Source organism: Dactylosporangium sp. CA-233914 (assembly GCF_050942935.1).
GTDB lineage: Bacteria > Actinomycetota > Actinomycetes > Mycobacteriales > Micromonosporaceae > Dactylosporangium.
In genome coordinates, this window is sequence record NZ_CP192030.1 from 12,598,123 (window position 1) to 12,622,284 (window position 24,162).

The window sequence follows — 24,162 nt, forward strand, 5'->3', positions numbered from 1 at the left end:
CGTCCTGCCCGACGGCGACGACCAACCACACCACCGCGGCGACTCCGAGCCGCCACGCAATCGCGACAATCTGTCCCATCGACACCCACCGTAGCAGCTTGAAGACCGGACGCCCCGAGCCGCTCACTGTCGCAGCAACTCAAGATTGATCTTCTGCAACGATGCCGACGGCTCAATGCCGAGCTCATCGAGCAGACGTACCCGCGTATCGGTGTAAAGCTCCAGTGCCCGAGACGTCTGGCCGGAAGCACTCAGTGTCAACATGCACTTCTCGACAACCAACTCGTCGAACGGCTCCTCGGTCAAATAGACACCGAGCAGACCGCTGAGGTCACGGCGATCCTGCATCGACAGACTCATATCCGCGATCTCAATCAGGCAACGGCGGCGCCTAGCGCGCAGGTCCTGCCGCACTCCTGCCGCCCACCGGCTTTGCATTCCGTGCAACGGATCGCCCGTCCACTCGGCCAAGGCCGCTTCGAGTCGTCGCAACACCTGTGCAGCGTCTTCGCCTTCCCGCGGCGGTCGCGTGCCTGCCCGGAACCGGTGCACGTCGACCGCTTGAGGATCGACCATCAGCACATAGCCTTCCCGTTGCCGCTGTAGCACTATTGGCTGATTGGCGGATTTTCCGGCATCGAGTCGCTGACGCAGCCTTGTGATGTATGAAAGTAGCCACTGAGCTTGCTCCTTACTCGTGGGCTTGGCGGTCTGCCCCGGTGCGCCACGCCCCGGGTTCCGCAGTTCGTAAGCACATGGGTCCGGCCGGTTTGGAGTTGTTACTGGTCAGCGGCTTGTGTTTAGGCTGGAACCGCTGTTCGTCTGGTGAGCTGGCCCCACCGGCGTTGGCGTTCGGAACGGATGCGGGCGCGTTCGCGGCGTTGCGCAGCGAGGACGTCGGGGTGGCGGGCGTTGGCGTTGCACCAGCGCAGGTAGGCGCGGTTGGAGCCGGCGACGGTGACCGCCGGTGGGACCATCTGGACAACGCCACCCGCCGAGGACGGCCTGAACCGCTCGCCTCGCGGAGGCATGCCGAAGGCTGAACATCCGATCACAGCAGGATCACAACGCGATCGCCTCCTCCAGCAGCCGCGTGGCCGGAATGCTGGCTGCGCTGCGCCGCTGAAATGGGCCGCCCGCCGCGTACGATCGGGTTGAGAGGTGTCGTCATGGCGAGGGTGAGCGGTGCGCCGCCTGGTTCGCGGTATATCGACCAGCGCAGCTACGCGGTTCCCGGCAGCCTGGCCGGCCTGCGGGGTCCGACCAGTGGCCAAGTGACCCTTGACCGGTGGCTGGACTGGTCGGGTGACAGCACCTATGACCTGGACGACCCGGGTGATCTTCAGGTGATGTACCAGACGGTTCTGAACCAGGCCGCCACCGACGCTGATCTGTGCCGCTGGCTCGACGGTGCCACGCTGCGCCGGCTGTGGCCTGACCTGTGGCTGCCCGCCCGGCTGAGGCTGCTCTGGCAGGCACGCTTCCCCGAGTTGGTGACGCCGCCGCAGACGCTGGCCGGCTGAGGTGGATCCGGTCCATCTCCGGCTGGCCGAGATCGGGCTACAGGTGGCCGGTCGCTACGGGTTCGCCTTGGCCGGGCGGCTATGCCGTCCAGGTTCACGCCAGGGCGTGCCGCTGGCCCCTACCGCGCGGACGCTGCCGCGCCGTTCCACCGGTCCGATGCAAGATCACGCGCGTACTTCTACCGCCAAGCGGGCGCGGGCGGCGATGCGGCGTCCAGGACGCACTCTGGGCACAGCCCCCAGCGGTAGGGGTTGGTCGTAGCGCCGCAGCCGACGCACGGCTGGCGCGGCTCGGGATGCGATCCGGGCGCGGGGGTTCGGGTGGAGAACGGTCATCAAGGGCTGATCGCGTGCTGGAGGCCGCGGATGTAACCGAGCGCGAACAGGCGTCCGAGCGTCTCGTACCCCGGGCGCTCGTTGCTCTCACCGGCCATCGTCGGCACGTGGTCGGGCCGAAGCGGGCCCTCGAAGCCGATCGAGTCGTAGGCGCGCATGCACTCGGCCATGTCGAAGACGCCGTCATCGTCGTGGAAGATCTCGACGAAGTCGGCGGCCGCGCCACGGACGTTACGGAAATGGACGAACTGGATCCGATTCCCGAACTCGCGGATCAGAGCGGGTCCGTCGATGTCCATCAGGGCGAAATTGCCCTGGCAGAAGGTGACCCCGTTGGCCGGCGAGTCGTACAGCGCCAGTAGCCGGCGGTAGGCGTCGGCGGAGCCCATGATGCGCGGCACGCCGCGCAGCCGCGGCAGGGGCGGGTCGTCCGGGTGCATGCCCAGCTTGACCCCGTTCCGCTCGGCCACCGGCATGACCGCTTGCAGGAAGTAGGCCAGGGCGTCCCACATGGCTTCCGTGCTGGTCTCGGGGTGCTCGACCTCGGCCAGCGCCTCGGCGTCGGCCAGGCGGAAGCCCGTGACCAGGGCGCCGCCCCGGCTGGGGATGCCGCTCGCCGTCCGGGACCAGCTGGATATCGGCATCCAGTTGTAGCAGAGCACCCCGATCCCGAGGTTGCCCATCGCCTCGATCTGCTGGACGACGGCGGCGATGTCCTCGTCGCGGCCGGGCAGGCCCAGCCGGACACGGTCCATCGGGACCGTGTCCTCGATGGCGACGACGGTCATACCCTCGGCCGCGAAGAGGGATTGGTCCCGGGCGAGCGACTTCTCGCTCCAGGGGAGGTCGTCGGTCTTCGACTCGCCCCGGAACCCGCCGTCGAGCGCGGCGAACATCCGCTGCTCCTGCTCGGCACCCCGCATGATCGCGACGACGTCAGTGACTCCTGCTTGTTTTACGAGTTCCCACAGCGGCTCCTTGCGTGGGTAGAGAAACTCGGCAAGGCGAAACATGGCGTCCTCTCGACAGGATCGGATTCGACGGCGGCGATCAGTGCGCGCGCAGGATTTCCAGCATCTTCCGATCGAGTTGATGCCCCTTCCACGGCTCGTAGTTCACGTCGGTCCGGCGGCTGTCCAGAACTCCGAAGGGGCCGCGGAAGTTCCACAGGGCCCATCCGATCCCGTGCTCGGCGAACACCGCGAGTGCGTCGTCGAGCCAGCCCAGGAACGTGTCGTGCGAGATCTTCGTGTAGGCGCCGATCTCGCCGACGTGCACGGCAAGGCCCGAATCGGCCAGATCGAGGTACTGCGCCACAGTGTCGCGCAAAGCGGCCTTGTCCCACGGGTGCGTGTCCTCACCGACCAACGGCTTGGTGCTCCCCGGACGCAGGGTCGGGGTGAACGGCCACTGCGGCGGAAGCAGGTGTGCGTTCGATCCCGCCCACGGGTTGTCGTAGTGGGTCAGGTGCAGCGGGCTGTACATGTGCACCGACGACACGATGTTCGGAAGCGTCCGGACCGCCTTGGTGGGCGGTTCGTAGCGGACACCGCCGTCCAGGGTCCCGTCCTCCAGCATGAACCGTCCCTCGACGTGGATGCGGCGGTCGGGCGAGATCTTGTGAATGGCCTCGACCGCCGGGAGGAACGTACGGTCGAAGGTCGCGTCGTCGATGTCGATGGGCTCATTGAGCAGGTTGAAGCTCAATTCCTGGGCCGGCACGTGCTGGTATCGCTCCGCGAGGGCGCGCCACCACTCGAGGAAATCGACGAGGTCCTCATCGCTGCGGAACAGGTCGCCGCGCTCCGGGAAGTCGAAGTACGACGAGGAGGTGACGCAGTAGCCGGGCGCACGGTGGAAGCCGAGCATGACGTGCACCCCGTACTGCCGGCCGAACTCGACCACACGATCGAGCAGCCGGAGCCGTTCCTGGTCGACTTCCCGCCCGAACGCACCCTTGCCGAACCAGAGGTAGGAGAGCGGGACCCGGACGAAATCGAAGCCGAGTTCGCGGATGAGGGCGAAGTCCTCCTCCGGCACCAGGCCGTCACTCATCGGGAACTCGTCCTTCCATCGGACGCTGGTCGAGAACAAGTCGATCAGGTTGAATCCGCGCCAGCGCGGAATGGAGACGTTCATCAAACGCAACCTTCCTTGTGGGGCTGTCCGGCCGGGCTCGCTCCGGGAAAATTCTGTCCGGCGCCGCCCCGCCCGGTGGCGGAATCGATCAGGAAGCCGGTGAGTAGTTGTAGATCGACGGCACGCTCTGTTCCGGCTGCGCGACGACCTTGACCGAGGTGCTCGAGATGTAGATGTTGTCCGCGACGTAGAACGGCACGAACCAGGCCTGGTCGACGACGTACGCGGACAGTTGCTTGTACAGCGCGTCCTGCGCGGAGCCGCTCGCCACGGCGATCTGCTTCATGAGCGACTCGATGGTGGCGTCGCCTGCGTGGAGCGGGTTCCACGCGCCGTTCTTGGCGAGCAGGAGGCTGGCGTCGAGCCAGTTGTCCGAGGAGCCCCAGCTGAACAGGTAGGCGGGGAACTCCTGTGAAAGGTAAGGCGTCAGCCCGGCCGATGCCGGTTCGTTCTTGTAGTCCACCTTGATGCCGACCGCCGCGAGCTGTTCCTGCAGGATCGGGTAGACGCTGCCGAAGAACGCGGTCGAGGACGGCATGGTCAGCGTGAATCCGCCGGCATACCCGGCTTCGGCCAGCAGTTGCTTGGCTTTCGCCGGATCGTACGGGTATTTGGAGTTCAGGGAAGCGTCGTAGGCGGCGGTGCCCGGGTAGAAGATCTGCGTCGAGGACGACCCGTGCCCGAAGGCGTACGACTTGAGAATGGCGTCGCCGTCGATCGCGTAGCTGATCGCCTGCCGGACCCGGACGTCCGACATCGCCTTGACGATCTTGCCTTCCCGGTCATTCAGGAAAAGACCCTGCCAGTCTCCCGGGTTGGCCAACACGTTCAGGCCGGACCCCTTGGCCGTGCTCGTCTGCGACGCCAGCGCGAAAGCGGCATCGACCTCTCCGGTCTTGACGGCGTTCAACCGGGCGGTCGGGTCGGTCATCACGCGGATGTCGATCTCGTTGAACGGGAACGCCGCCGTGTCGTAGTAGTACTGATTCCGGACGAACGCGTAGACGTTCCCGCGGTTCGTCTTCTTCGTGTCGAGCACGTACGGTCCGGTGCCGGCCGGGGTGCTCTTCAGGTCGGTCGCGACGGCCGCCGGATTCGTGATCATGCCGGCCACGAGCCCGAGGTTGTGCACCAGGGCCGGGTCCGGCGACGAGAGCGTGATGTCGACCGTCGTCTTGTCCGGCGCCGTGATGGATTCGACGTTCTGCAGCGCGGAGGAACGCGGCCCGTTCGCCGCCTTGAACCGCTCCAGGCTCTTGACGACGGCATCCGCGTCCATGGCGGTGCCGTCGGAGAACTTGACGTCACCGCGGATGGTGAGCTCCAGCTTCGTCTTGGTGCCGTCGGTGTAGGTCCACTTCGTCGCCAGCATCGGCTGGAGCTGGTTGGTTGAGTCGATCTTGATCAGAGTGTCGTACGCAGGCTGCAGGTACTGCATGTAGTTGCCGACGTCGGACTGCGACGGATCGAACGACGCGACGTCGATGATCGCGCCGAGCGTCAGGGTCCGCTTGGCCCCGGACGAGTCCTTGGTACCGCTGGAGCAGCCGGCGACGGTCGCAGCCAACAGCAGGGCCGACATGCCGGCAGCAAATATGCGTTTCATCTGGTGGAAGGCCTCTCTGCCCCGGGTCGCCGCGGTGCGCGAGCTCACATCATCTAATATGAGAAGTAGATATGTGTCAAGGAGATGACTGACATGAGTCGGTGACGTTTCTGCTGAGTAACCAGCGCAGACGCGCGGCGCCACAAGCCACTGGACTGCGCGACACCTTGCCCTTAGCCTTGCCCACATCGACCGGACTCGACGTCACACCGCAGGGCGCCAGGTTCCGGGGGCCTCCGCAGTGCGGAGCGCCACGTTCACCGCATTGCGGGCTCTCTGTTAATATCAGAGAAGTTTGTAAGTGGCTTGCGCGATCGTACTGCGGACCCGTACCGCGGGTCCAGGACCGTCGCCGGGAGTGGAGCTGAGAGATGCCGGCATCCATCAAGCGCACGTCGCTCACCGACCAGGCGACTGAGGCGATCATCCAGCTGATCCAGGAGCGCAACCTCCGCGACGGCGATCAGATGCCGGGCACCGGGGAGCTGGCGGAGATGCTGAACGTGAGCGTGCCGGTGGTCCGTGAAGCGGTCGCGGGCCTGTCTGCCATCGGGTTGCTCAAGCGCCACCAAGGCCGGGAAAGCACGGTCTCGACGCCGGATTCGACCCACATGTCGAGGCTGTTCGCGCTCCGCATCGTCGGCACCGCGGTCGACGACGAGCAGCTGCAGCAGTTCCGCGAGATCGTGGAGGTCGGCAACGCCCGGCTCGCCGCGCGCAACCACACGCCCGAACACATCGCGTCGCTGCACAAGGCGCTGGATTCGCTCACCTCGGTCCGCGACGCCGAGCACCTGCACGAGGCGGACGTCGCCTTCCACGCCGCCGTCTCGCAAGCGGCGAACAACGACCTCTGCGAGCTCACGCTGGAGTCGCTCGAGCCCCTGCTGCGGCGGCTCCGCCGTCGGGTGTGGAACGGGTGGGTCAACGCCGGCGGCGGGGTCGAGGCGATCATCGACGCTCACCGGGTGATCCTGAACGCCATCGAGGCCGGGGACGAGAACGCCGCGGCCACCGCGATGGCCGTCCACCTCGAGCAGGCCCGGCTCGGCCTCGAAGAGTCGATCCGCGACGGTGACCGCCAGGTCGCTGGCAACGCCGGCTTCCCGGCGGACGCGCCGGATCAGGCGACGAGCGCCGTCACCGCATGACCGGGTCGGCCTCGCCGAACTCGAACACCGTCATCGGGACCCCCAGTCCACCCGCTCGCCGACCGCGGCGACCCGGTACGGCAGGGCGGCGGCTGCCGCGGCGGCCTCGAACGTCGCGAGCGCGTCCCGATCGACGTTCTGCGCGAACATGTCGTAGTGCATCGGCAAGGCCGGCGGGCGGCCGGCCTCGACCGCCAGCCGCACCGCCTCGCGGGCCGACATGTTGCCGGCGAACCCCATGCGCCGGCGGTCCTCGTCGCGCCCGTTGATCGGCATGGCGATCAAATCGACCGCCTTGCCGGCAAGCGTCCGCGCGACGCGGGTGTGCGCCAGGCTGTCGCCGAGGTGGGCCAGCCGGACGCGCGCATCGCCGACCACAAATCCGAGATACCGGGTCGAGCCGTCCGCCTCGTCGAACTCCTCGTGCGGGACCGCGAAGCCCTCGACGTACCAGCCGCCAAACTCGCTGCGGGACCCGTCGCCGAGAACGACGACCTGCTCGGCGCGCCAGCCGAGATCTTCGAACGTCTTCCGGCAGGCGGCCGGGCCGACGATACGCGCGCCGGGGTTGGTCCGGGCCAGCGTCCGGATCGTCGGCACGTCGAGGTGGTCGAGATGATCATGGCTGACCAGGACCGCGTCGAGGAAGTCGATCTCGGCCGGGTCGAGCGGCGCGCGGGTCAGCCGGCGGTGGTCGAAGGGTGACCCGAGTACCGCCTCGCAGTGGTTGCTCAGGTACGGGTCGATCGCGAGCGTCGCGCCAGGAAGGCGGACGACCAGGCCCGATTGGCCGAGCCGCCACAGCGACGCGGAACCGGGGTCCGGCGCCGAGCCGAGAATGTCGGTAACGAGCTGCGCACCGTGGACGATCGGCTCGATCATGGTCATCGGGTCAGCACCGCGACACCGCACGGCGGCACCGTCACCACGACACGGCCCTGCGCGACCACCACCCGCTTCTCCCGCACGGTGAGCGTCTCCGGGGCGTCGAGGGTGTTCACCGCCCACAGGTCCGGCCCGTCGACCCAGCGCACGATCGCCTCGCCGTCGGCCGTGCCGAGCACGGACACCTGGGCCGCCTCCGCGACGCTGCGGTTGACCAGGAACACGCTCGTCTCGTCGCCGTGACGCGTCGCTGACGCGCTGAGCATCGGGGCCTGGCGCGGGCTGCTCACGTCGCCGAGAGTCATGGCATCCGGGGCCAGCCGATCCAGCGGCGGAACGTCGATCGCGGCGGCCTCGACGTCGACGGCGAGCGACGTGCCCCGCGCGTGCGCCTCGTACAGCCGCGCGACCAGGAAGGCGACCGTGCCGAACAGCCGGTCGTCGTCGGTCTGGATGGGCGCGAGGCAGTTGACGAGATGGCTGATGACGGCGATCGGCACCCGCTCGGCGTTGGCCAGCAGCGCGTTGTAGCAGCCGGCGAAGAACGCCGCGTTGCCCAGCGGGTGGTTCGTGCTCAGGTGATCGTCGAACTGGACCATGCGGTTCCACTCGTCCAGCGACAGGCCGATATTGCGCCCGGGAACCATCTCGTCGTTGAAGGCGGCCGTGTCGCGCAGGATTTCCGCGAGCTGATCGGGCGAGGTGTTGAGCTGCAGGAGGTCGTTCTCGTTGTCGAGGGCCCGCCCGATCATGCCTGGGAAGTACCAATGCACGGACAGCAGGTCGATGACGTCGCCGCACGCCTTGAGGACACCGCTGTTCCAATCCCGAGCCGCGTACGTCGTCAGGCCCAGCCCCTCCTCACCGGATGCCATGATCTCCGTCCCGCCCGAGACCGGGAGACCGACCGCCACGAGCTTGATGGCGGGGTCGACGAGGCGCATGGCCCGAGCGAACTCGGCGACGCGCTCGCCGTACGCGCCGGGCGTGTCGTGCCCGTACTCGTGGGAGCCCCAAGTCTCATTGCCGATGGACCACCAGGTGACCGTACGGGGTGACTTGCGGTCGACGTTGCAGTAGCGCACCCAGTCGGCGGCCTCCTCGGGCGTCCCGGTGCCGATGTTGATCACGAGGAATGGTTCGGCGTCGATGTCGAGGCAGTACTGCAGGAACTCGTCGGTGCCGAAGGCGTTCGTCTCGGCCGGGCCGATCAGCCGGCCGACGGCCTCCGCGCCCGATGCCCACTGGGAGTCCCGCCCGAAGCCCTCCATCCGTTGCGGGAGGCCGGTCCAGAAGGTCTCCGCCACCGTCGGCCGCTCGGAGCGCGGCCCGACGCCGTCGCGCCAGTGGTAGTCGCAGGAGAAACAGCCGCCGGGGTACCGCAGCAGGCGTACGCCCATCCGGGCTGCGGCCTCCCGGGTGTCGGCGCGGACCTCATCCCGCTCGACGTCCCACACCCCGGGGTACACGGTGCGGCCGAAGTGCTCGATCATGCCGCCGAACACCAACGGCGAGATCGTGCCGAGCGAACGATCGGTCACGCGGACGGTTCCAGTTGTCATGGCTGCCTCCTCAGGCTGGTAGACGGCGAGCGTCACAGTGACGCCATTCGGGACTCCAGGCGCTTCTTGCGGCGCTCGGCCTGGAGCACGGGATCCGGCAGCGGTGAGGCCTCCGCCAGAGCCCGCGTGTAGGGATCGGCGGGGTCGGTGGCGATCTTCTCGCTCGCACCGAGCTCGACCAGGCGGCCGTGCCGGATCACCGCCGTCCGATCCGCGATGTGCCGCACCACGTCGAGGTCGTGCGAGATGAACAGGTACGCGACACCGGTCCGGTCCTGCAGCTCGTTGAACAGTTCCAGCACGCGTGCCTGGGTCGAGAGGTCCAGAGCGCTCACCGGCTCGTCGCAGATGATCAGCCGGGGCGACCGGCACAGCGCCCGCGCGATCGCGATCCGCTGACGCTGGCCACCGGAGAACTCCCGGGCCCGGCGCCGGCCGGCGTCCTTGGGCAGATGCACCTCGTCGAGCAGCCCGCGAACCCGCTGCAACGCCTGCACCCGCGTCAGCGTGGGATCGCTCAGCAGTGGTTCGACGAGAATGTCCTCGACGGACATGGCCGGGTTGAGCGAGCTGAACGGATCCTGGAACACGACCTGGATGTCGGCGCTGAGCTCGCGCCGCGCGGCCCGCGAGGCGTTCACGATGCTGCGGCCGTCCCAGCGGATGTCGCCGGACGTCGCCTGGGCCAGACCCAGAATCGCTCGCCCGAGCGTCGACTTGCCGGAGCCGGACTCGCCGACCAGACCGAGGGTCTCGCCCCGCCGGACGTCAAGGCTGACGTCGTCCAGCGCGACGAACGCCGCGCCGCGCGGGCCCGGGTAGCTCACCTGGAGGCGCTCAACCTCCAGCACGACCTCGCCGATCTGCCGCTGGGCGACGTCGCGCGGCGGGAGGCGCGACGGCATCGCGTCGAGCAGGGCGATCGTGTACGGGTCCTGCGGCTGGGTGAACAGTTGCTGGACGTCCGCACGTTCCAGCACGTGGCCGTCGCGCAGGACCGCCACGCGGTCGCACATGTCGGCCACCACGCCCAGGTCGTGAGTGACGAGCACGGTCGCCAGCCCTCGCTCGGCGACCAGCGAGCGCAGGAGATCGAGTACCTCGGCCTGCACCGTCACGTCCAGGGCCGTCGTCGGCTCGTCGGCGACGATGAGGCGCGGCTCGCACGAGACGGCGGCGGCGATGAGCACGCGCTGGGCCATGCCGCCCGAGATCTCGTGCGGATAGCTGCGGAACGTCCGTTCGGGGTCGACGATGCCGACCCGGGTCAGTAGCTCGAGCGCCCGGCGTTTCGCCTCGGCTCGGGACAGCCGCAGGTGCTGCCGCATCGGCTCGGTGATCTGCGAACCGATGGTGAAACTGGGGTCGAGGTTCGACATCGGCTCCTGCGGGATGTAGCCGATCGCCCGGCCCCGCAGGCGGTTCAGCTCCTTCGGGGACAGCGCGGTGATGTCGCGGCCGTCGAAGAGCACGGTTCCGTTCGTGACGGCGCCGCCCGCGGACAGCAGCCCGAGAACGCCGAGCACTGACTGGGTCTTGCCGGAGCCCGATTCGCCGACCAGCCCGAGGATCTCGCCTTCGCGGACGTAGAAGTCGACGTGCTCCACGACCTTGGCGTCCTTGCCGTCGGCGCGATACGTGATGCCCAGGTCGCGGACGTCGAGCAGTCCTCGCGGGGCATCGGACCCCGGCGCCGGGACGCGCCGGCGTGCGCGGCGCGACGGTGTGGAGCTCTCGCTCGTGAGGTCACGGCCGACCGACGCCAGGAGCATCAGGCACAGGACCGTCAGCGCGATGGCGAAGGCGGGCGGGACGACCAGGAAGGCGTTGCCGTAGATGGCGCTGAAGCCGTCCTGGAGCATGGAGCCCCAGCTCGCCGCCGTCGGATCGCCGATGCCGATGAACTCCAGGCCGGCCTGCACGATGAGGGCGACACCGAAGATGAACCCGGTCTGGATGAGGGCCACCGGGAAGACGACGCCGAGGATGTGGCGGCCGACGATCGAGGTGTCGCTGATCCCGGCGACCTTGGCCGCGTCGATGTACAGCTCACGCCGGACGTCGATCACCGCGGCGCGGACCGGCCGGAACACCGCCGGCAGCAGCAGCAAGCCGAAGACGGCCATGATGGCGTACGGGCTCGAGCCGATGACGGCGGCCACGGCGAGCAGCGCGACGATCGCCGGCAGGGCCTGCACGAGGCTGGAGACCCAGTTCAGCGCCCGGTCGATCCGCCCGCCGTAATAGCCAGCGACGAGGCCGAGCGGCAGACCCAGCACCAGGGCGACCGCGGTGGCGATCAACCCCGCCAGAAGGGTCGCCTGTCCGCCGTGGAGCAGCCGGCTCAGCACGTCACGCCCGGAGGAGTCCGTGCCGAGCAGGTGCTCAGCGGTCGGTCCGGACAGCGCGTGCAGGGGGTCGGTCGCGTTCGGCGACACAAGGCCGAGCAGCGGCGCGGCGAAACAAGCGATGATCATGAGCGCGAGCACGAGGGCCGGGATGAGCATGCCCGGGCTTCGCAGAAGCCGGCGCCACGCGCCCGTACGCAGTTGCGGCGCTGTCGCCGTGGGGTCGACAACCTCGGTCATGATGTGCGCACCTTCGGGTTGAGCCACGCGGAGGCGAGGTCGATGAGCAGGTTCACGAGGACGACGACAACGACGACGGTCACGACCGCGCCCTGGATCACCGGCTCGTCGCGCTGCGTCGACGCGCTGACCGTCATCGCGGCGATGCCCGGCAGCGCGAACATGTTCTCGATGATGACGGCGCCGCTGAGCAGGCCGATGAACTGCAACGAGAGCACGGTCAACGCCACCGGAGCGGAATTGCGCAGCACGTGCTTGAGGTAGACGGTGCTGCCACGAAGGCCGCGCCCGCGCAGCGACCGGACGTAGTCCTGCTGGAGGACGAAGATCGCGGCGTTGCGCATCTGCTGGGCCACCGCGGCGATGGCGCCCACGGCGAGCGCCACGACGGGCAGGGTGATCGATCGAGCCCACCCGGCCGGGTCCGCCGTCAGGTCGGTGTACCCGGTGGCCGGCAGGGCCCTCAGGCGGATGGCAAAGACACCCAGCAGCACGATCGCGACGATGAAGTTGGGGATCGCGAAGCCGCCGATCGAGATCGGCTGCAGGAGCCGGTCGACGAAGCCGCGCCGAACGGCGGCCAGCAGGCCGAGAGCTGTGCCGATGACGCCCGCGACCACCGTGGCCACGAGCGCGATGGACAGCGTGACCGGCAGCCGGCTCGCGATCGAGGACGCCACATCCTGGCCGGTGAACCAGGACGAGCCGAGACTGCCCGTCACGGCGTGGCCCAGCCACTGCGCGTACGCGACGAACACGTTCTCGTCGAGCCCCAGTTCGGTGCGCTTCTCCGCCACCTGCTGGCCGGACGCGGAGACCCCGAGAATCGTGCGCGCCGGGTCGCCCGGCACGAGCCGGGTCAGCAAGAACGACAGCAGCGAGACGACGAAGACCAGGAAGGCGGCCGAGGCGACCCGCTTCGCCGTGTACGCGATCATGCGGCAGCGCCGGGTCGCGGGACCGTGCCAGGCAGGGCCACGTCGTGGGCAACCTTCACGGAGACCTCCAGGAGCATCTCATCTGGCACTATGGCCGGATGATATCAGCTAATAATAGAAGTTGACAGGCCCTAGACGGCCGGTAGAGCCGCCGCGGCCTGGGAGTGGAGGTCAGCGGTGCAGGTGGACCGTTCCGCGGGAGTCCCGCGACGACGCCGCCGCCTCGATTGCGAAGGCCCCGGAGGGAAAGGACCAGATCTTGTCCGCCACCGACCACACCGACAGGTACTTCGCCGGCACGTCGATGGTCACCGTCCTGGTCTCTCCCGACCGGATCTCAGCCTTGGCCCAGCCGACGAGGCGTCGGGGCGCCGCCGCGGCCTCGGGCAGGGTCGCGTACACCTGCACGGTTTCCTTGCCGTCCACGGCTCCGGCGTTCCGCACGCTCACCGTGACGCGGGCACCCTCGGGTGTCCACTGTGCATCGACGGCGCCGTACTCGTAATTCGTGTACGAGAGTCCGTGACCGAAGGGGAAGGCCACCGCCCGGTCGCCGGCGTCGTACCACTTGTAGCCCAGGAGCAGTCCCTCGTCGTAGACCGCGTCGAAGTACTCGCCCTGTTGTTCCTTGAGCAGGTTGACCAGCGTCAGCTCGACCGGTCCGGTCTGACCCGGCAGCGGGGGCATCGGGAAGACGGCCCGATGGGGCAGATCGTCCTCACTGCGCGGAAACGTCAGCGGTGTCTTCCCCGAGGGGTTGACCCGGCCCGTCAGGATCCGGGCGATGGCGTCGCCACCGCGATGCCCGGGGTACCACGCGGCGACGACCGCCTCGACATCGTCGAGCCACGGCATGGTCACGGCGCCGCCGGTCTCAAGGACCACGACGACACGCGGCGCCACGGCCGCGACGGCCGCGATGAGCTCCTCCTGCCCGTCGGCGAGTCCCAGATCGGGTACGTCGAAGTGTTCGCTCGTCAGTTGCGCGGCGAACACGACGGCGACGTCGGCATGCTCCGCCGCGCTCGCCGCGGCCTCGGCGTCCGAGTCGTCGAACCAGGTGATCTCGGCGCCGGGCAGCTCCCGGCGGAGCGCGTGCAGCGGCGAGGACGGCACCCAGTACTGCGGCAACGCCCCGGGCGCGGCCTTCACCGGGTTGCCACCGATCGGCCGGATGGCGGCGGATCCGCCGCCCGACGGCACCGCGATGTCCGCGTGCGCGCCGATGACGACGACGCGGGAGACGGCGTCGGAGAGCGGCAGCACGCCGTTGTTCTTGAGCAGAACGATGCCTTCCTCGGCGATCCGCTGAGCCGTGTCGAGGTTGTCCTCCGTCGCGGATGCGGGCTTCTGCGAGGCGTCCCGGTCGAGCACACCGACGGCGATCAGGGATCGAAGGATGCGCCGGTTCATGTCGTCGAGGCGTTCCAGGGGAACCTCGCCGCGCTCGACGGCATCCTTGAGCGCTTGGCCGAACCAGTGCGCGAGCGGGAACTCCTGGTCGAGACCGGCCAGCGCGGAGGGGACCGTGCTGTGCGCGGCGCCCCAGTCGGACATCACCCACCCGCGGAAGCCCCACTCCTGTTTCAGCACCTCGGTCAGCAGATAGTGGTTCTCGGAGCTGTAAACCCCGTTGATCCGGTTGTACGACGTCATGACGGCGCCCACATCGCCGTCGGTGAGCGCCACCTCGAAGGCCAGCAGCTCGCCTTCGCGCAGGGACCGCTCGTCGACGACCGAGCTGACGACGAATCGGCCGGTCTCCTGGAAGTTCGCCGCGAAGTGCTTGACGGTGGCCACTACCCCACTGTCCTGGGTGCCGAGCAACTCCTCCCGCACCATGGCGCCGGCCAGGATGGGGTCCTCGCCGTGATATTCGAAGTTGCGCCCCGACCGCGGCTCGATCGAGAGGTTCGTGGCACCGGCGAGCACGACATTGATGCCCTGGGCCCGCGCCTCCGCTCCGAGCCGCCGGCCGAACTCCCGCACGAGCGGCTCGCTCCAGGTCGCGGTCTGGGCGACGGAGGACGGGAAGACCACGTTCTCACCGCCCGGGCGTTCGACCAGAGACGTGATGCCCACACCGGCGCCGGCGAGCTGGAGATCGGGGATGCCGAGTCGCGGAATGCCAGGAACGAACCCGTCGCTGCCGACCGCGCCGGGCGGGGGCGTGGTCTCGGGGGTGAGCTTGAACATCGGGTCGTCGCTCTCGGGGCCGTCCGCGCCGATGGGAATGCCGATGTAGCCGGTGACGAGCTGGATCTTCTCGTCGAGGGTCATCTGCGCCACCAGGGTGGCGGCCCGTTGGTCATGCTGGTCGAAAGGCACGGTGGCACCTCGCTTTCGATGTCGGGTTCTGGCTCAGTAACGGACGATGTTCTCGCTGTAGGCACCATCGACGTAGAGCGTCGTACCGGTGATGTAGCGAGCCGCATCGGAGGCGAGGAAAGCCACCGCGCCCGCGACGTCGGCGGGCACGCCGATCGTGCCGGTCGGCACCGCACGCTGGAACAGGTCTTCACCGACGGCGGCGATCGTGTGTTCGTTCATCGCGGTTCGGATGACACCGGGGGCGACCGCGTTGACGCGGATGCCGCGCGGGGCCAGCTCGATAGCGAGCACCTTGGTCGCCATCGACAATCCCGCTTTGGACACGCTGTAGGAAAGGTGGCGGGGATATGGAACGCGCTCGTGGATCGACGTCACGTTGACCACGGCGGCGCCGGGACGCGCGGTGAGACTCTTCCGCAGAGCACCGATCAGGCGTACCGGCGCCAGCAAATTCACGGTCAGGGTGCGATCCCAGTCCGCCAGGCTCAGCTCGAGCGAGTCCTCCTCGACCTCATAGCCGGCGTTGTTGACGAGGATGTCGAGCGGCTCATCCCCCATTCGCTCGGCGATGGACGCTGGAGCCTCCGCCGTGGACAGGTCGGCGGCGATGTACCGGTACGGCAGGTCCGGCGCCGGCTCCGGCGCCAGGTCCAGCACCGTGACCGACGCTCCGGCAGCGGCCAGCGCGTCCGCGATGGCGAGCCCGATCCCCCGGGCGGCGCCGGTCACGAGCGCGGTACGGCCGGAGAGGCTCTGGGTGGCGGTCAGGCTCTCGGTGGTGCTCATGCGAAGAACTCCTCGCCCGGCTTCGCCCACCGGCGCAGCACGGCGAGATCCGGCTCGACCCCGATCCCCGGGCGGTCCGACATGGCGATGTGGCCGCCGACGATGAGCGCGCCGCCCACCAGCTCGTCGAAGAACGGCACGTCCTGCGCGTGGAATTCCAGGGCCAGCAGGTTCGGCCACGTCGCTGCGACCTGCGCGGCGAACGCGGTGCCGATCGGCCCGGCGATGTTGTGCGGCGCGACGGCCAGGCCGCGCTCCGCGGCGGACGCCGCGATCCGCCGAGCTTCGGACACCCCGCCGACCTTGCCCAGATCCGGCGTCACGACGGCCAGCGCTCCCGTCTCCAACAGCGGCGCGAATCCGCGATGGCCGATCAGATTCTCGCCCCCGCCGAGCGGAGTGGAGGTCGTGCGGGCGAGCGAGATGAGGCCGGCGACGTTCTCCGGCGGCAGCGGATCCTCCAGCCAGAGGATCGGAAAGCCTTCGAGGGCTCCGGCGAGCCGGGCCGCGGATGCCATGTCATAGCGCCAATGCAGGTCGAAAGCGAGCTCGACCTCCGGCCCGGCCGCACTCGAGATCGCCTCGACCATCTCCCGCGCCAGGCGCTCCGCTCCGACCGGCATGCTTCTCGATCCGGCTCGGGTCGGCACGAGACCCGGCACGTCCAGGTCGAACTTCAGAGCGTCGAACCCCCGGCGGACCGCCTGCCGAGCCCGGTCGGCGAGCAGGTCGAGGTCGATCTTGCCGGTTTCGGCGTCCGGGTCGAACAGGCTCCTGCCCACCACGCCGTCCGCGACCGCCTCGTCGTCGTGCCAGGGCACGGGCCGGATATCCAGCATCGGGCCCAGACTCATCAGGCCCCCGCCGCTGTGGCAATCGGCGTAGACCCGAACCGACTCATGGAAGCGCCCGCCGAGCATCTGCCACAGCGGCACGCCGAGCACGCGGGCATTCAGGTCCCACAGCGCCGCGTCGATGCCGGACAGCGCGTTGTGGATGATGCCGCCCACGGAGCCCGCGCCCGAGGCCGCAGCCCGCAGGCGCGCGATGACCGCGTCGGTGTTCCGCGCGTCCTGCCCGACCATGAGGGGCGCCATGGCACGGATGATGCTGGTGAGGCCGGGAGCGAAGAAGGACTCACCCCATCCGACCTGACCGTCCATGGTCTCGATCCGGACGATCGTCCAATCGAAGTTCGCCGCCACCACCGCGGTCGACACACTCTTGATCATGCTCATGGCACTTCCTTGACAATGCAGGTCTGGGATTGGGGGAGGCTCTACAGGACGCCGAAACGCTCGAACGCATCGGTCGACGACATGCCCTGCTCGATCGCTTGGCGAACGAAGTTCTCCGTCGAGACCTTCTCGATCGCCCGCTCGATGACCTCCTGCTCGACGTGCGCCGGCACCACCACGACTCCGTCGTAATCCCCGAAGACAAGATCACCCGGCGCTAGACGTACGCCGCCGATCTCGATGGGGACGCGGTAATCAACCACGACCTTGCGAACGCCGGCATCCTGCGCGAAGCCGCCCCGGCTGAAGACCGGCCAATCCTGCGCGAGCACGGCGCGGGTGTCGCGGTGATACCCGTCGATCACGGCGCCCACGGCCCCGCGGCCACGCGCGGCGACCGTCAGGATCTCCCCCCAGGCCGCGGTCGGGACGGTGCCGTTCTGGGCCACATAGACCTCGCCGGGCTCGAGCTGGTCGAGGGCCTGGGTCAGCTGGCCGAACGGCCGACTCTGCGGGCCGCTCACGTCGGCGATGACCACGGGCATCGCTCGCCCGACCACCTTCACCTCGGCCCGGATGCCGTGGATCTCCGGTGGCAGGAACTGATGCATGAGCCCGAGCGTGTCGAGGATGTCGCCGACGACCGGGGTGTGGAGCCGCTCGCGGAACAGGGCGAAGAGTTCGGGCTCGGAGGCCGACCTCGGGTCGAAGGTCGGAGCGTTGGTTGTCAAGGTCGAACTCCTTTGCGTAACCCACATCCACTGCGCGGCGACCGTCAGCCTATCTAGATATAAGAGAAGTTGGCAAGAAACTTTGCTCATTCAGATGGGCCGGACCATTGCTCGGTGACCCCAGGACCGGCGGCAGCCGCGACGGGATCGCCCTCTCCCGCCGTGCCGTCGAAGCCCTACGCCGTCCTGTCTGAAGACCAACCCGGACCGGCAGCCTCTCCGACCGCAACCCGTCCTCGACCGATTCCGCCTGCCGACCGCCGAGGCGGCCCTGCCCCGCATCCCCGTCCACGACCTACGCAGGGACACGGACGGGTTCGCCGCGAAGCGCGGACAGCCATGCTGCCGGCCGCCATGAGTCCGGCGGAATCCACACTCGCTCGCGTCTAGACCCGTCTTTCGCACATGGTCTTGAGCGGTGGTTTATGGCCAGCGTGGCTGGGTTGGATCGACGTTGAGGAGTGTGAGGAGTTGGGCTTGCAGCCATCCGGGTTGGGGGATTTTGGGTGGTTGCTGGTCGTGGGCGGGGATGAGTCGGAGGTCGTGGAGGGCTTGCAGGATGAGTCGTGCGGTGGGCCGGGTGGCTCGGTTGTCGTAGGCGTAGAACCCGACCATGTCGGTGTGGCCTTGCCGGGCAAGGTTGGTGCGGACCTCGCGTTCGATGAGGCTGAAGATGAGCAGGGCGAGGCAGATCACGGTGATGAGTGCGGTGATCCGCCGGTTGTGTTGCAGGAACATGGGCGCGACGGCGAGAGGGCCTTTGATCGTGGCGTAGCGCTGTTCCACGGCGGGTTGGTTCTTGTAGCGGCGCAGGATTTCGGCGGGGTCGGCCTCGTCGGGGTGCAGGTTGGACAGCAGGGCGTACCAGCCGTCGGTTGCGGCTTCGGCGGCGATGGCTGCTTCGTCGAAGTGCCAGGTGAAGACGGGTTTGCCGGTGGCGGTGTCGGTGGTGACCTGGGTGCGTAGGTAGGCGCTGATGCGGCGTTGCCGGCTGATCTGGTCGGCTTTCGCGGCGACCGCAGCGGTGTCGGGATGGTAGCGGGTGCCCGCGGTGCGCACGAGGGTGTCCAGTTCGGTGCGGGCTTTGTCGAGTTTGAGGGTTCTGGACTTGGCGGCGGCGGTCTGGTTCGCGGTGGAGTGGACCAGGACCCGCCGCAGGTGGTGGACCGGGTCGCGTTTGCGGGGTCCGGGGATGTCCATGACGTCCTCGCAGACCCGGTAGGCGCCGCGCCGGTCGGCGGGCTTGCCCACGTCGCGTTGCGCTGTGTAGTCCACCGGTACGGCCTGGGCCGGGTCGAGCGAGGCGAACAGCCCGGCCGGGACCCGTCCCGCCGCCAGGGGTGCGATGAACCCGACTTCCGCGTCGTGCATCGCGGTGATGTTGCTGTAGGACAGCAGTTTCGAGTCCCCGATCAGCAGGAACCGGCGCTGCCCGGCGAGCGTCCGCATGTGCTGCATCGCCTCGATGACCTGGGACACCTCCCCGGCGCCGCCGTCGTAGGCCTGATGGAAGATCGGGACACCACCGTCGGAAGCGACCGCGATCCCGGCCTGGATCTGTTGCAGATCGGTGCGGCGGTCCTTCGGATGTCCCCACCCCGGCGCCGGGAACCTGTCGTCGACCTCGTCGTAGGCGCCGTGCAGCGACACGCTCGTCATGTCCCAGTGCAACCGGGACACGTCGATCCCGAACGCCTCGATCGCCGCCGCACCGACCGACCCGACGATCCCGTCCAAGTGCGGCGCGATCGCATCCAACGCCCGAGCGAGGCGATCATCACCGAGCACCGCGGCCGGCACCCCGTACACCTCCTCGACCGCCCACGCCGCCGCCCACGCCGAGATCCCCACCATCGCGGACGGGTTCGTCAACCGGTTCGCGATCAGCACCTCGATGACCTGACCATGCGTCGCATGGGCCACGTCCCGAACCGGGCAAGCCCGGTCGATGATGTCCGCGATGTCCAGCCGGCGCGAGAACTCCGCGATCACCGGTAACGACCCCAACCGCTTCTCCAACACCGACACCACCGTCAACTCCGCCCGCCGCCCACCCACCGCACGACCCCGAGACGAACCACCAACACCCATAGACAGACCTAACCACCTCAACCCGCCGACACCGTACATCGCCACTCACAACCATGTGCGAAAGACGGGTCTAGACAGATCGACGCTGGCCGACCAGCACGGACATCAACCGATCCAGACCGTTGCGAAGCAGCGGATCCCTTTCGGAACACGACAGGTCCACAGTGGACGAAACGAGAGAGGCGGTTGATCTACGTTTCCGGGTCGCATGGCGACTACCCATCCGGCGCGGCCCCGGACGAGACGATCCGCGAGGCGGCGGCGGACGCCGTCGACCGGCCATGATCGGGTGAGCACACATGCCGATGTGCGAGCATCCGATCTGTGTAATATGCGCCTGCTGCTGGCCGGGTAGCGATCGCACGGTACACGGGTGGCGGAACCTTCTTGTATGCCGTGCGCTGCCTGCGGAGCAGCAGGGGTGAGCAGCCCTCTGACCACGCGCGGCCCGTCGGGTGCCAACAAGTCGGTCGCGTCGAACGTCGCAATCCACTCGCGCAGAGGGGGCATCCTGTCCGCCAACTGACGTTCCAGATCCTCCGCGCCTGTCGGCTCCTGCTGGTCGTAGCGGCGGCTGGTCAAGCCTGTTGCCGGTGGCGTACCGCAGCTGGGCGTCGGTGGGCCGGGTCGCGTCGAGGACGGTGGGCCGAGGACGGTGGCGTGCCGGGAGAGGTTGGCGGTGAGGTCGAGGTGCCGACATTCTGGACCACCGCCAACAAACGGCCTCTCCGGAAATCGGTAACCGACAGTGTCCACGGGCGCCGCGGACCCAGCGAGCCCCGCCGAGCGTAATAGACTTGAGCGCATGGGCACCGTCGGACTCGGCATCGACTTCGGCACATTCAACACTGCCGCCGTCGTCCGGACCCAGGACGGCCGGACGAGTCCGCTGTTGTTCGACGGTTCGCCGCTGCTACCGTCGTCGGTCTATGCCGACCCGGCCGGGGCAATCGTCACCGGCCGTGACGCGCTGCAGAGCTCCCGCGTCGACCCGGCGCGGTTCGAACCGAACCCAAAACGCCGCGTCGACGACTCCGTCGTCCTGCTCGGCGACCGTGAGATCCCCGTCACCGACCTGATAGCCGCCGTGCTGTCCAGGGTCAGTGACGAGTGCCGCCGTGTCACTGGAGGAGCCAGCGTCGACAGGCTCGACGTTGTGCTGACTTGCCCCGCGTCGTGGGGCGCCACCCGGCAACTGGTTCTCGCCGATGCCGCCGCGGCCGCCGGGCTCGGCCGCGTCCGGCTCGTCGCCGAACCGGTCGCGGCCGCTGTGTACTTCACCGGCGTCCTCGATCACAAAGTGCCGGTCGGGTCGGTCGTTGTGGTCTACGACTTCGGCGCGGGAACCTTCGACGCGAGTGTTGTGGCCCGAACGGGTGCCGGGTTCGAGATTCTTGTTGTGGAGGGCCGCGACGACCTCGGTGGGCTCGACATTGACAATAGCGTCGTAGAACACCTGCGCACGACTGGCGACCCGGACGTGTGGCGGCGTTTGCGGGAACCGTCGACCGTTGAGGAACGGCGGGCGCACGGGCAGCTGTGGCACGACGTACGGGAGGCAAAGGAACGCCTGTCGCGGCTGCCGACGGCCGACCTCGTCGTGCCATCCCTGGCCGCCGGCGCTCACCTGACCCGCGACGAGCTCGATGTCCTCGCCAGGTCCATCGTGGAGCAGACGGTTCGCATCACCCAGGGCGTACTGCGGTTTTCCAATATCGCCGAGAACCGTATCGCCGGGGTGTTCCTCGTCGGCGGCTCAAGCCGGATGCCACTGGTCGCGACCCTGCTGCACCGCGCCCTCAAACGGGCACCGGTCGTCATCGAGCAACCGGAGCTGGCAGTCGCGGCTGGCAGCCTTCTCGCCGGTGCCGCCCCTTCGGAGGCCTCGGCACCGGTGGACACACCGCAACGGGACGTCGACGTCGCCGACGCGCATGTTCGCGAGGGCCGCCACGCCGAGGCGCTCACCGTCCTCGACCGGGTCGTGTCCCGAGCTCCCGACGACGTGACCGGCCTGCAGCTGCGGGCCGAGACGCACCGCAGACTAGGCAAACTCGACGCGGCGCTGACCGATCTCGACCGGGCACTGGAACTAGACTCATCCGACGCACGGAGCTGGGCGCAGCGCGGGCTCGTCCACCGCGAACTGGAACGCTACGAACCGGCGGTCGCCGACCTCGGCGAGGCCGTCCGCCTTGCCCCGGACAACGCGACGTTCCGCGGTGATCTCGGCGCGACGAGGGTTCGCGCTGGCGACCCGCAGGGCGGGCTCGTCGACATCGAACGGGCTATCGCACTCGACCCGGGGCAGGCGTGGATGTACGCGGACCGGGGTGTTGCACGGCAGCGCCTCGGTCAACTGGCCGAAGCGCTGGGGGACGTCAACCGGGCACTGCAGATGGATCCGCAGGGGAACCTGGCGTGGATGCTCGCCGAACGCGCCGCGATCCACCGTGACCTCGGCGACCTCGACGCCGCCCTGGTCGACTACAACGTGGCCGTGACGCTGAGTCCGGATGTGGGCTGGATCGCCGGTGCCCGCGGTCAGGTCCACCACCGCCGCGGCAACCTCACCGCCGCCCTCGCCGACCTCGACACCGCGATCCGGCTGTCCCCGGACCAGGCGTGGGTGTTCGAGGCCAGGGCCCGAGTCCACTACGACCTCGGCCACCGGGAGCAAGCCCTCGCCGACGTCGACACGGCGCTCGCCCTGCGCCCGGATGCCGCATGGATCGCCGCCGCCCACCGCGAACTCCACGATGAACTCACCTGAACCGCAGCCGGTGCCGTTTCGTCAGCTCCGCTGTGTGCTCGCCATCGGACATCGATAGTCGGTCCCGTGCGGCTGGTAGGTCGGAGTCGGGGCAGGAACGCGAACGGACGTCCTCGATGATGACGGGCATGGACGTGGAAGCTCGACGTGCCGTGGTTGTGGCGCTGCTGAGGCTGGCCGGCAGCGGCGCCTACCAGGACCGGGCGGATGCCGGCCGGGCCCTGGCGAGTTTTGCGGAGATGCCGGAGTCGGCACAGCCGCTGCGACGGCTCCTGCTTGATGCTGACGACACGTTCGTCACCCTCGTGACCGCGGATGCGCTGCTTCGTCGGAAAGACCCGGCCGGTCTGGCGCTGGTCGCGCGAGCGCTGGCGGACGCCGACGACAACCATGCAGACTGGATCTTTACCGCAGTCCAGAACGTGTACATGATCTACGCCAGCGAACGTGACGCTGCGGTGCGAATGTGCGACGCGTTCCTCGAAGAGCCTGATCCAGGCATTCGTCGAGGAGCCGCTCGTCTGTCGGGCACCCTTGCTGCGATCAACCCGGCGCTCTACCCCGTGGACAGCAGTGGAGATTGACGGCGCAGGCTCGCGGCATCCTCATCTGCTGCGGTGCGCTCGGCGCCGATGCCGGATCCGTCGCTCGTTCGGGTGACGTCCGCCTGCCTGGATAGCGCTCACCCTGGATGCCAGGACGGGCGAGGAGAAGGGCACGGCCATGGCGGACACAGGTGTGATCTTCAAGCGGTGTGGATGCCGTAACGACGCCGGACGCAGGCTGGAACGCGTGTGTCCCCGCCTGACGGAACGCGGACATGGCAGTTGGTCCTTCCACTGCTCGGCCACGAACCTGCTCGGCCGTCCGGAACGCGCCCGCCGAGGTGGCTACCCGTCGCAGGCAGCCGCCCGCCGTGCCCGGGATGAGTGGCTGGCCACCACTGGTGAGGACCGCACTGCCCGGTCGTGGACGGTGGAGCGATGGCTGCGGTACTGGCTGTCCAGCCGCACCAGCATCCGCCCGACGACCAAACTGCACTACACCCGCGATGTCGAACGCGTCCTCATCCCTCACCTCGGCAGGCTGTGCCTTCGAGCTGGCGCAGATCGAACTCTCCGCCGCGCCCGGGGGCCCGAAGGTGGCGGTCTTCGGTTACGAACCGCGGTACACCGCGCGATGGCGCCCGCCGCGCTGCCAGGGAACCGTCGGCCGGCGCCCACTGCTCGACCGGCGGTCGACCTACTATTCGGTGCTCTCCGAGCTGTGCCGGGACCGGCTCGACGGTGCGATGGACGCGTGCCTGCCCACCTCGGCGGAGATCGCCGAGAAGCTGCGGCCCCGCTATCGCACAATCAGCCCGCGCGCGGTTGACGCGCACATCAAGTACGTAAGCGAGAAGCTGCACCTGCCCAAGGGCGCCGGCCGCGATGCCCTGGTCGCGGTCCTCATCCGGTCGAACCTGCTCAAGCAGCCGTCCTGAC

At 68.6% G+C, this 24,162-nt stretch carries 18 protein-coding genes; 5 read left to right on the top strand and 13 right to left on the bottom strand.

The window, feature by feature from the left end; genetic code table 11:
* Nucleotides 1-123 precede the first annotated feature (123 nt).
* Complete coding sequence (locus ACQPY0_RS56415) at nucleotides 124-576, bottom strand: AfsR/SARP family transcriptional regulator (RefSeq protein ID WP_432995846.1); 453 nt, start codon at nucleotides 574-576, stop codon at nucleotides 124-126.
* Between the two features lie 593 nt (nucleotides 577-1,169).
* Between ACQPY0_RS56415 and ACQPY0_RS56420 the strand changes: the two genes are divergently transcribed.
* Nucleotides 1,170-1,523, top strand: a complete 354-nt coding sequence (locus tag ACQPY0_RS56420) for a hypothetical protein (protein ID WP_432981349.1) — start codon at nucleotides 1,170-1,172, stop codon at nucleotides 1,521-1,523.
* A 335-nt stretch (nucleotides 1,524-1,858) separates the two neighbouring features.
* On the opposite strand, the gene ACQPY0_RS56425 is transcribed toward ACQPY0_RS56420, so the two are convergent.
* The 3 genes from ACQPY0_RS56425 to ACQPY0_RS56435 form a co-directional block, all read right to left on the bottom strand.
* Nucleotides 1,859-2,872, bottom strand: a complete 1,014-nt coding sequence (locus tag ACQPY0_RS56425; protein WP_432981352.1) for a mannonate dehydratase — start codon at nucleotides 2,870-2,872, stop codon at nucleotides 1,859-1,861.
* Nucleotides 2,873-2,909: 37 nt separating this feature from the next.
* Nucleotides 2,910-3,998: a glycoside hydrolase family 5 protein gene (locus ACQPY0_RS56430; RefSeq protein ID WP_432981355.1), complete on the bottom strand. Its 1,089-nt coding sequence runs from the start codon at nucleotides 3,996-3,998 to the stop codon at nucleotides 2,910-2,912.
* 88 nt (nucleotides 3,999-4,086) lie between these two features.
* Nucleotides 4,087-5,652 (bottom strand): ABC transporter substrate-binding protein, encoded by a 1,566-nt coding sequence (locus ACQPY0_RS56435; RefSeq protein ID WP_432981358.1) that lies wholly within the window; start codon nucleotides 5,650-5,652, stop codon nucleotides 4,087-4,089.
* Nucleotides 5,653-5,975: 323 nt separating this feature from the next.
* On the opposite strand from ACQPY0_RS56435, the gene ACQPY0_RS56440 reads away from it, so the two are divergent.
* On the top strand, nucleotides 5,976-6,755 hold the full coding sequence (locus tag ACQPY0_RS56440; RefSeq protein WP_432981361.1) for a FadR/GntR family transcriptional regulator: 780 nt from the start codon (nucleotides 5,976-5,978) through the stop codon (nucleotides 6,753-6,755).
* A gap of 30 nt (nucleotides 6,756-6,785) precedes the next feature.
* Here ACQPY0_RS56440 and ACQPY0_RS56445 read toward each other — a convergent pair whose 3' ends face one another.
* From ACQPY0_RS56445 to ACQPY0_RS56485, 9 genes are all read right to left on the bottom strand, one after another.
* Nucleotides 6,786-7,643, bottom strand: coding sequence for an MBL fold metallo-hydrolase (locus ACQPY0_RS56445; protein WP_432981364.1), 858 nt, complete (start codon nucleotides 7,641-7,643; stop codon nucleotides 6,786-6,788).
* The gene (locus ACQPY0_RS56450; protein ID WP_432981367.1) at nucleotides 7,640-9,202 is read right to left on the bottom strand and encodes an alpha-L-arabinofuranosidase C-terminal domain-containing protein; all 1,563 of its coding nucleotides are present in this window, start codon (nucleotides 9,200-9,202) and stop codon (nucleotides 7,640-7,642) included. The genes ACQPY0_RS56445 and ACQPY0_RS56450 overlap by 4 nt, the downstream gene beginning before the upstream one ends.
* Before the next feature lie 32 nt (nucleotides 9,203-9,234).
* On the bottom strand, nucleotides 9,235-11,790 hold the full coding sequence (locus tag ACQPY0_RS56455) for a dipeptide ABC transporter ATP-binding protein (RefSeq protein WP_432981370.1): 2,556 nt from the start codon (nucleotides 11,788-11,790) through the stop codon (nucleotides 9,235-9,237).
* Entirely contained in the window at nucleotides 11,787-12,728 is a 942-nt protein-coding gene (locus tag ACQPY0_RS56460; protein ID WP_432981373.1) for an ABC transporter permease, read from the bottom strand. The genes ACQPY0_RS56455 and ACQPY0_RS56460 overlap by 4 nt, the downstream gene beginning before the upstream one ends.
* Nucleotides 12,729-12,899: 171 nt before the next feature.
* Nucleotides 12,900-15,056, bottom strand: coding sequence for a glycoside hydrolase family 3 C-terminal domain-containing protein (locus ACQPY0_RS56465; protein WP_432981376.1), 2,157 nt, complete (start codon nucleotides 15,054-15,056; stop codon nucleotides 12,900-12,902).
* 33 nt (nucleotides 15,057-15,089) lie between these two features.
* On the bottom strand, nucleotides 15,090-15,788 hold the full coding sequence (locus ACQPY0_RS56470; RefSeq protein ID WP_432981379.1) for an SDR family NAD(P)-dependent oxidoreductase: 699 nt from the start codon (nucleotides 15,786-15,788) through the stop codon (nucleotides 15,090-15,092).
* 53 nt (nucleotides 15,789-15,841) lie between these two features.
* Nucleotides 15,842-17,083, bottom strand: a complete 1,242-nt coding sequence (locus tag ACQPY0_RS56475; RefSeq protein ID WP_432981382.1) for a mandelate racemase/muconate lactonizing enzyme family protein — start codon at nucleotides 17,081-17,083, stop codon at nucleotides 15,842-15,844.
* A gap of 41 nt (nucleotides 17,084-17,124) precedes the next feature.
* Complete coding sequence (locus ACQPY0_RS56480; protein ID WP_432981385.1) at nucleotides 17,125-17,814, bottom strand: RraA family protein; 690 nt, start codon at nucleotides 17,812-17,814, stop codon at nucleotides 17,125-17,127.
* 423 nt (nucleotides 17,815-18,237) lie between these two features.
* The gene (locus ACQPY0_RS56485; RefSeq protein WP_432981388.1) at nucleotides 18,238-19,845 is read right to left on the bottom strand and encodes an IS1634 family transposase; all 1,608 of its coding nucleotides are present in this window, start codon (nucleotides 19,843-19,845) and stop codon (nucleotides 18,238-18,240) included.
* Between the two features lie 808 nt (nucleotides 19,846-20,653).
* On the opposite strand from ACQPY0_RS56485, the gene ACQPY0_RS56490 reads away from it, so the two are divergent.
* The 3 genes from ACQPY0_RS56490 to ACQPY0_RS56500 all read left to right on the top strand — a co-directional run bounded on the left by ACQPY0_RS56490 (nucleotide 20,654) and on the right by ACQPY0_RS56500 (nucleotide 24,161).
* The gene (locus ACQPY0_RS56490) at nucleotides 20,654-22,678 is read left to right on the top strand and encodes an Hsp70 family protein (RefSeq protein ID WP_432981391.1); all 2,025 of its coding nucleotides are present in this window, start codon (nucleotides 20,654-20,656) and stop codon (nucleotides 22,676-22,678) included.
* Between the two features lie 128 nt (nucleotides 22,679-22,806).
* Complete coding sequence (locus ACQPY0_RS56495) at nucleotides 22,807-23,262, top strand: hypothetical protein (protein WP_432981393.1); 456 nt, start codon at nucleotides 22,807-22,809, stop codon at nucleotides 23,260-23,262.
* Nucleotides 23,263-23,729: 467 nt separating this feature from the next.
* Nucleotides 23,730-24,161 (top strand): hypothetical protein, encoded by a 432-nt coding sequence (locus ACQPY0_RS56500; protein WP_432981395.1) that lies wholly within the window; start codon nucleotides 23,730-23,732, stop codon nucleotides 24,159-24,161.
* The last annotated feature ends 1 nt before the right edge of the window (nucleotide 24,162 follow it).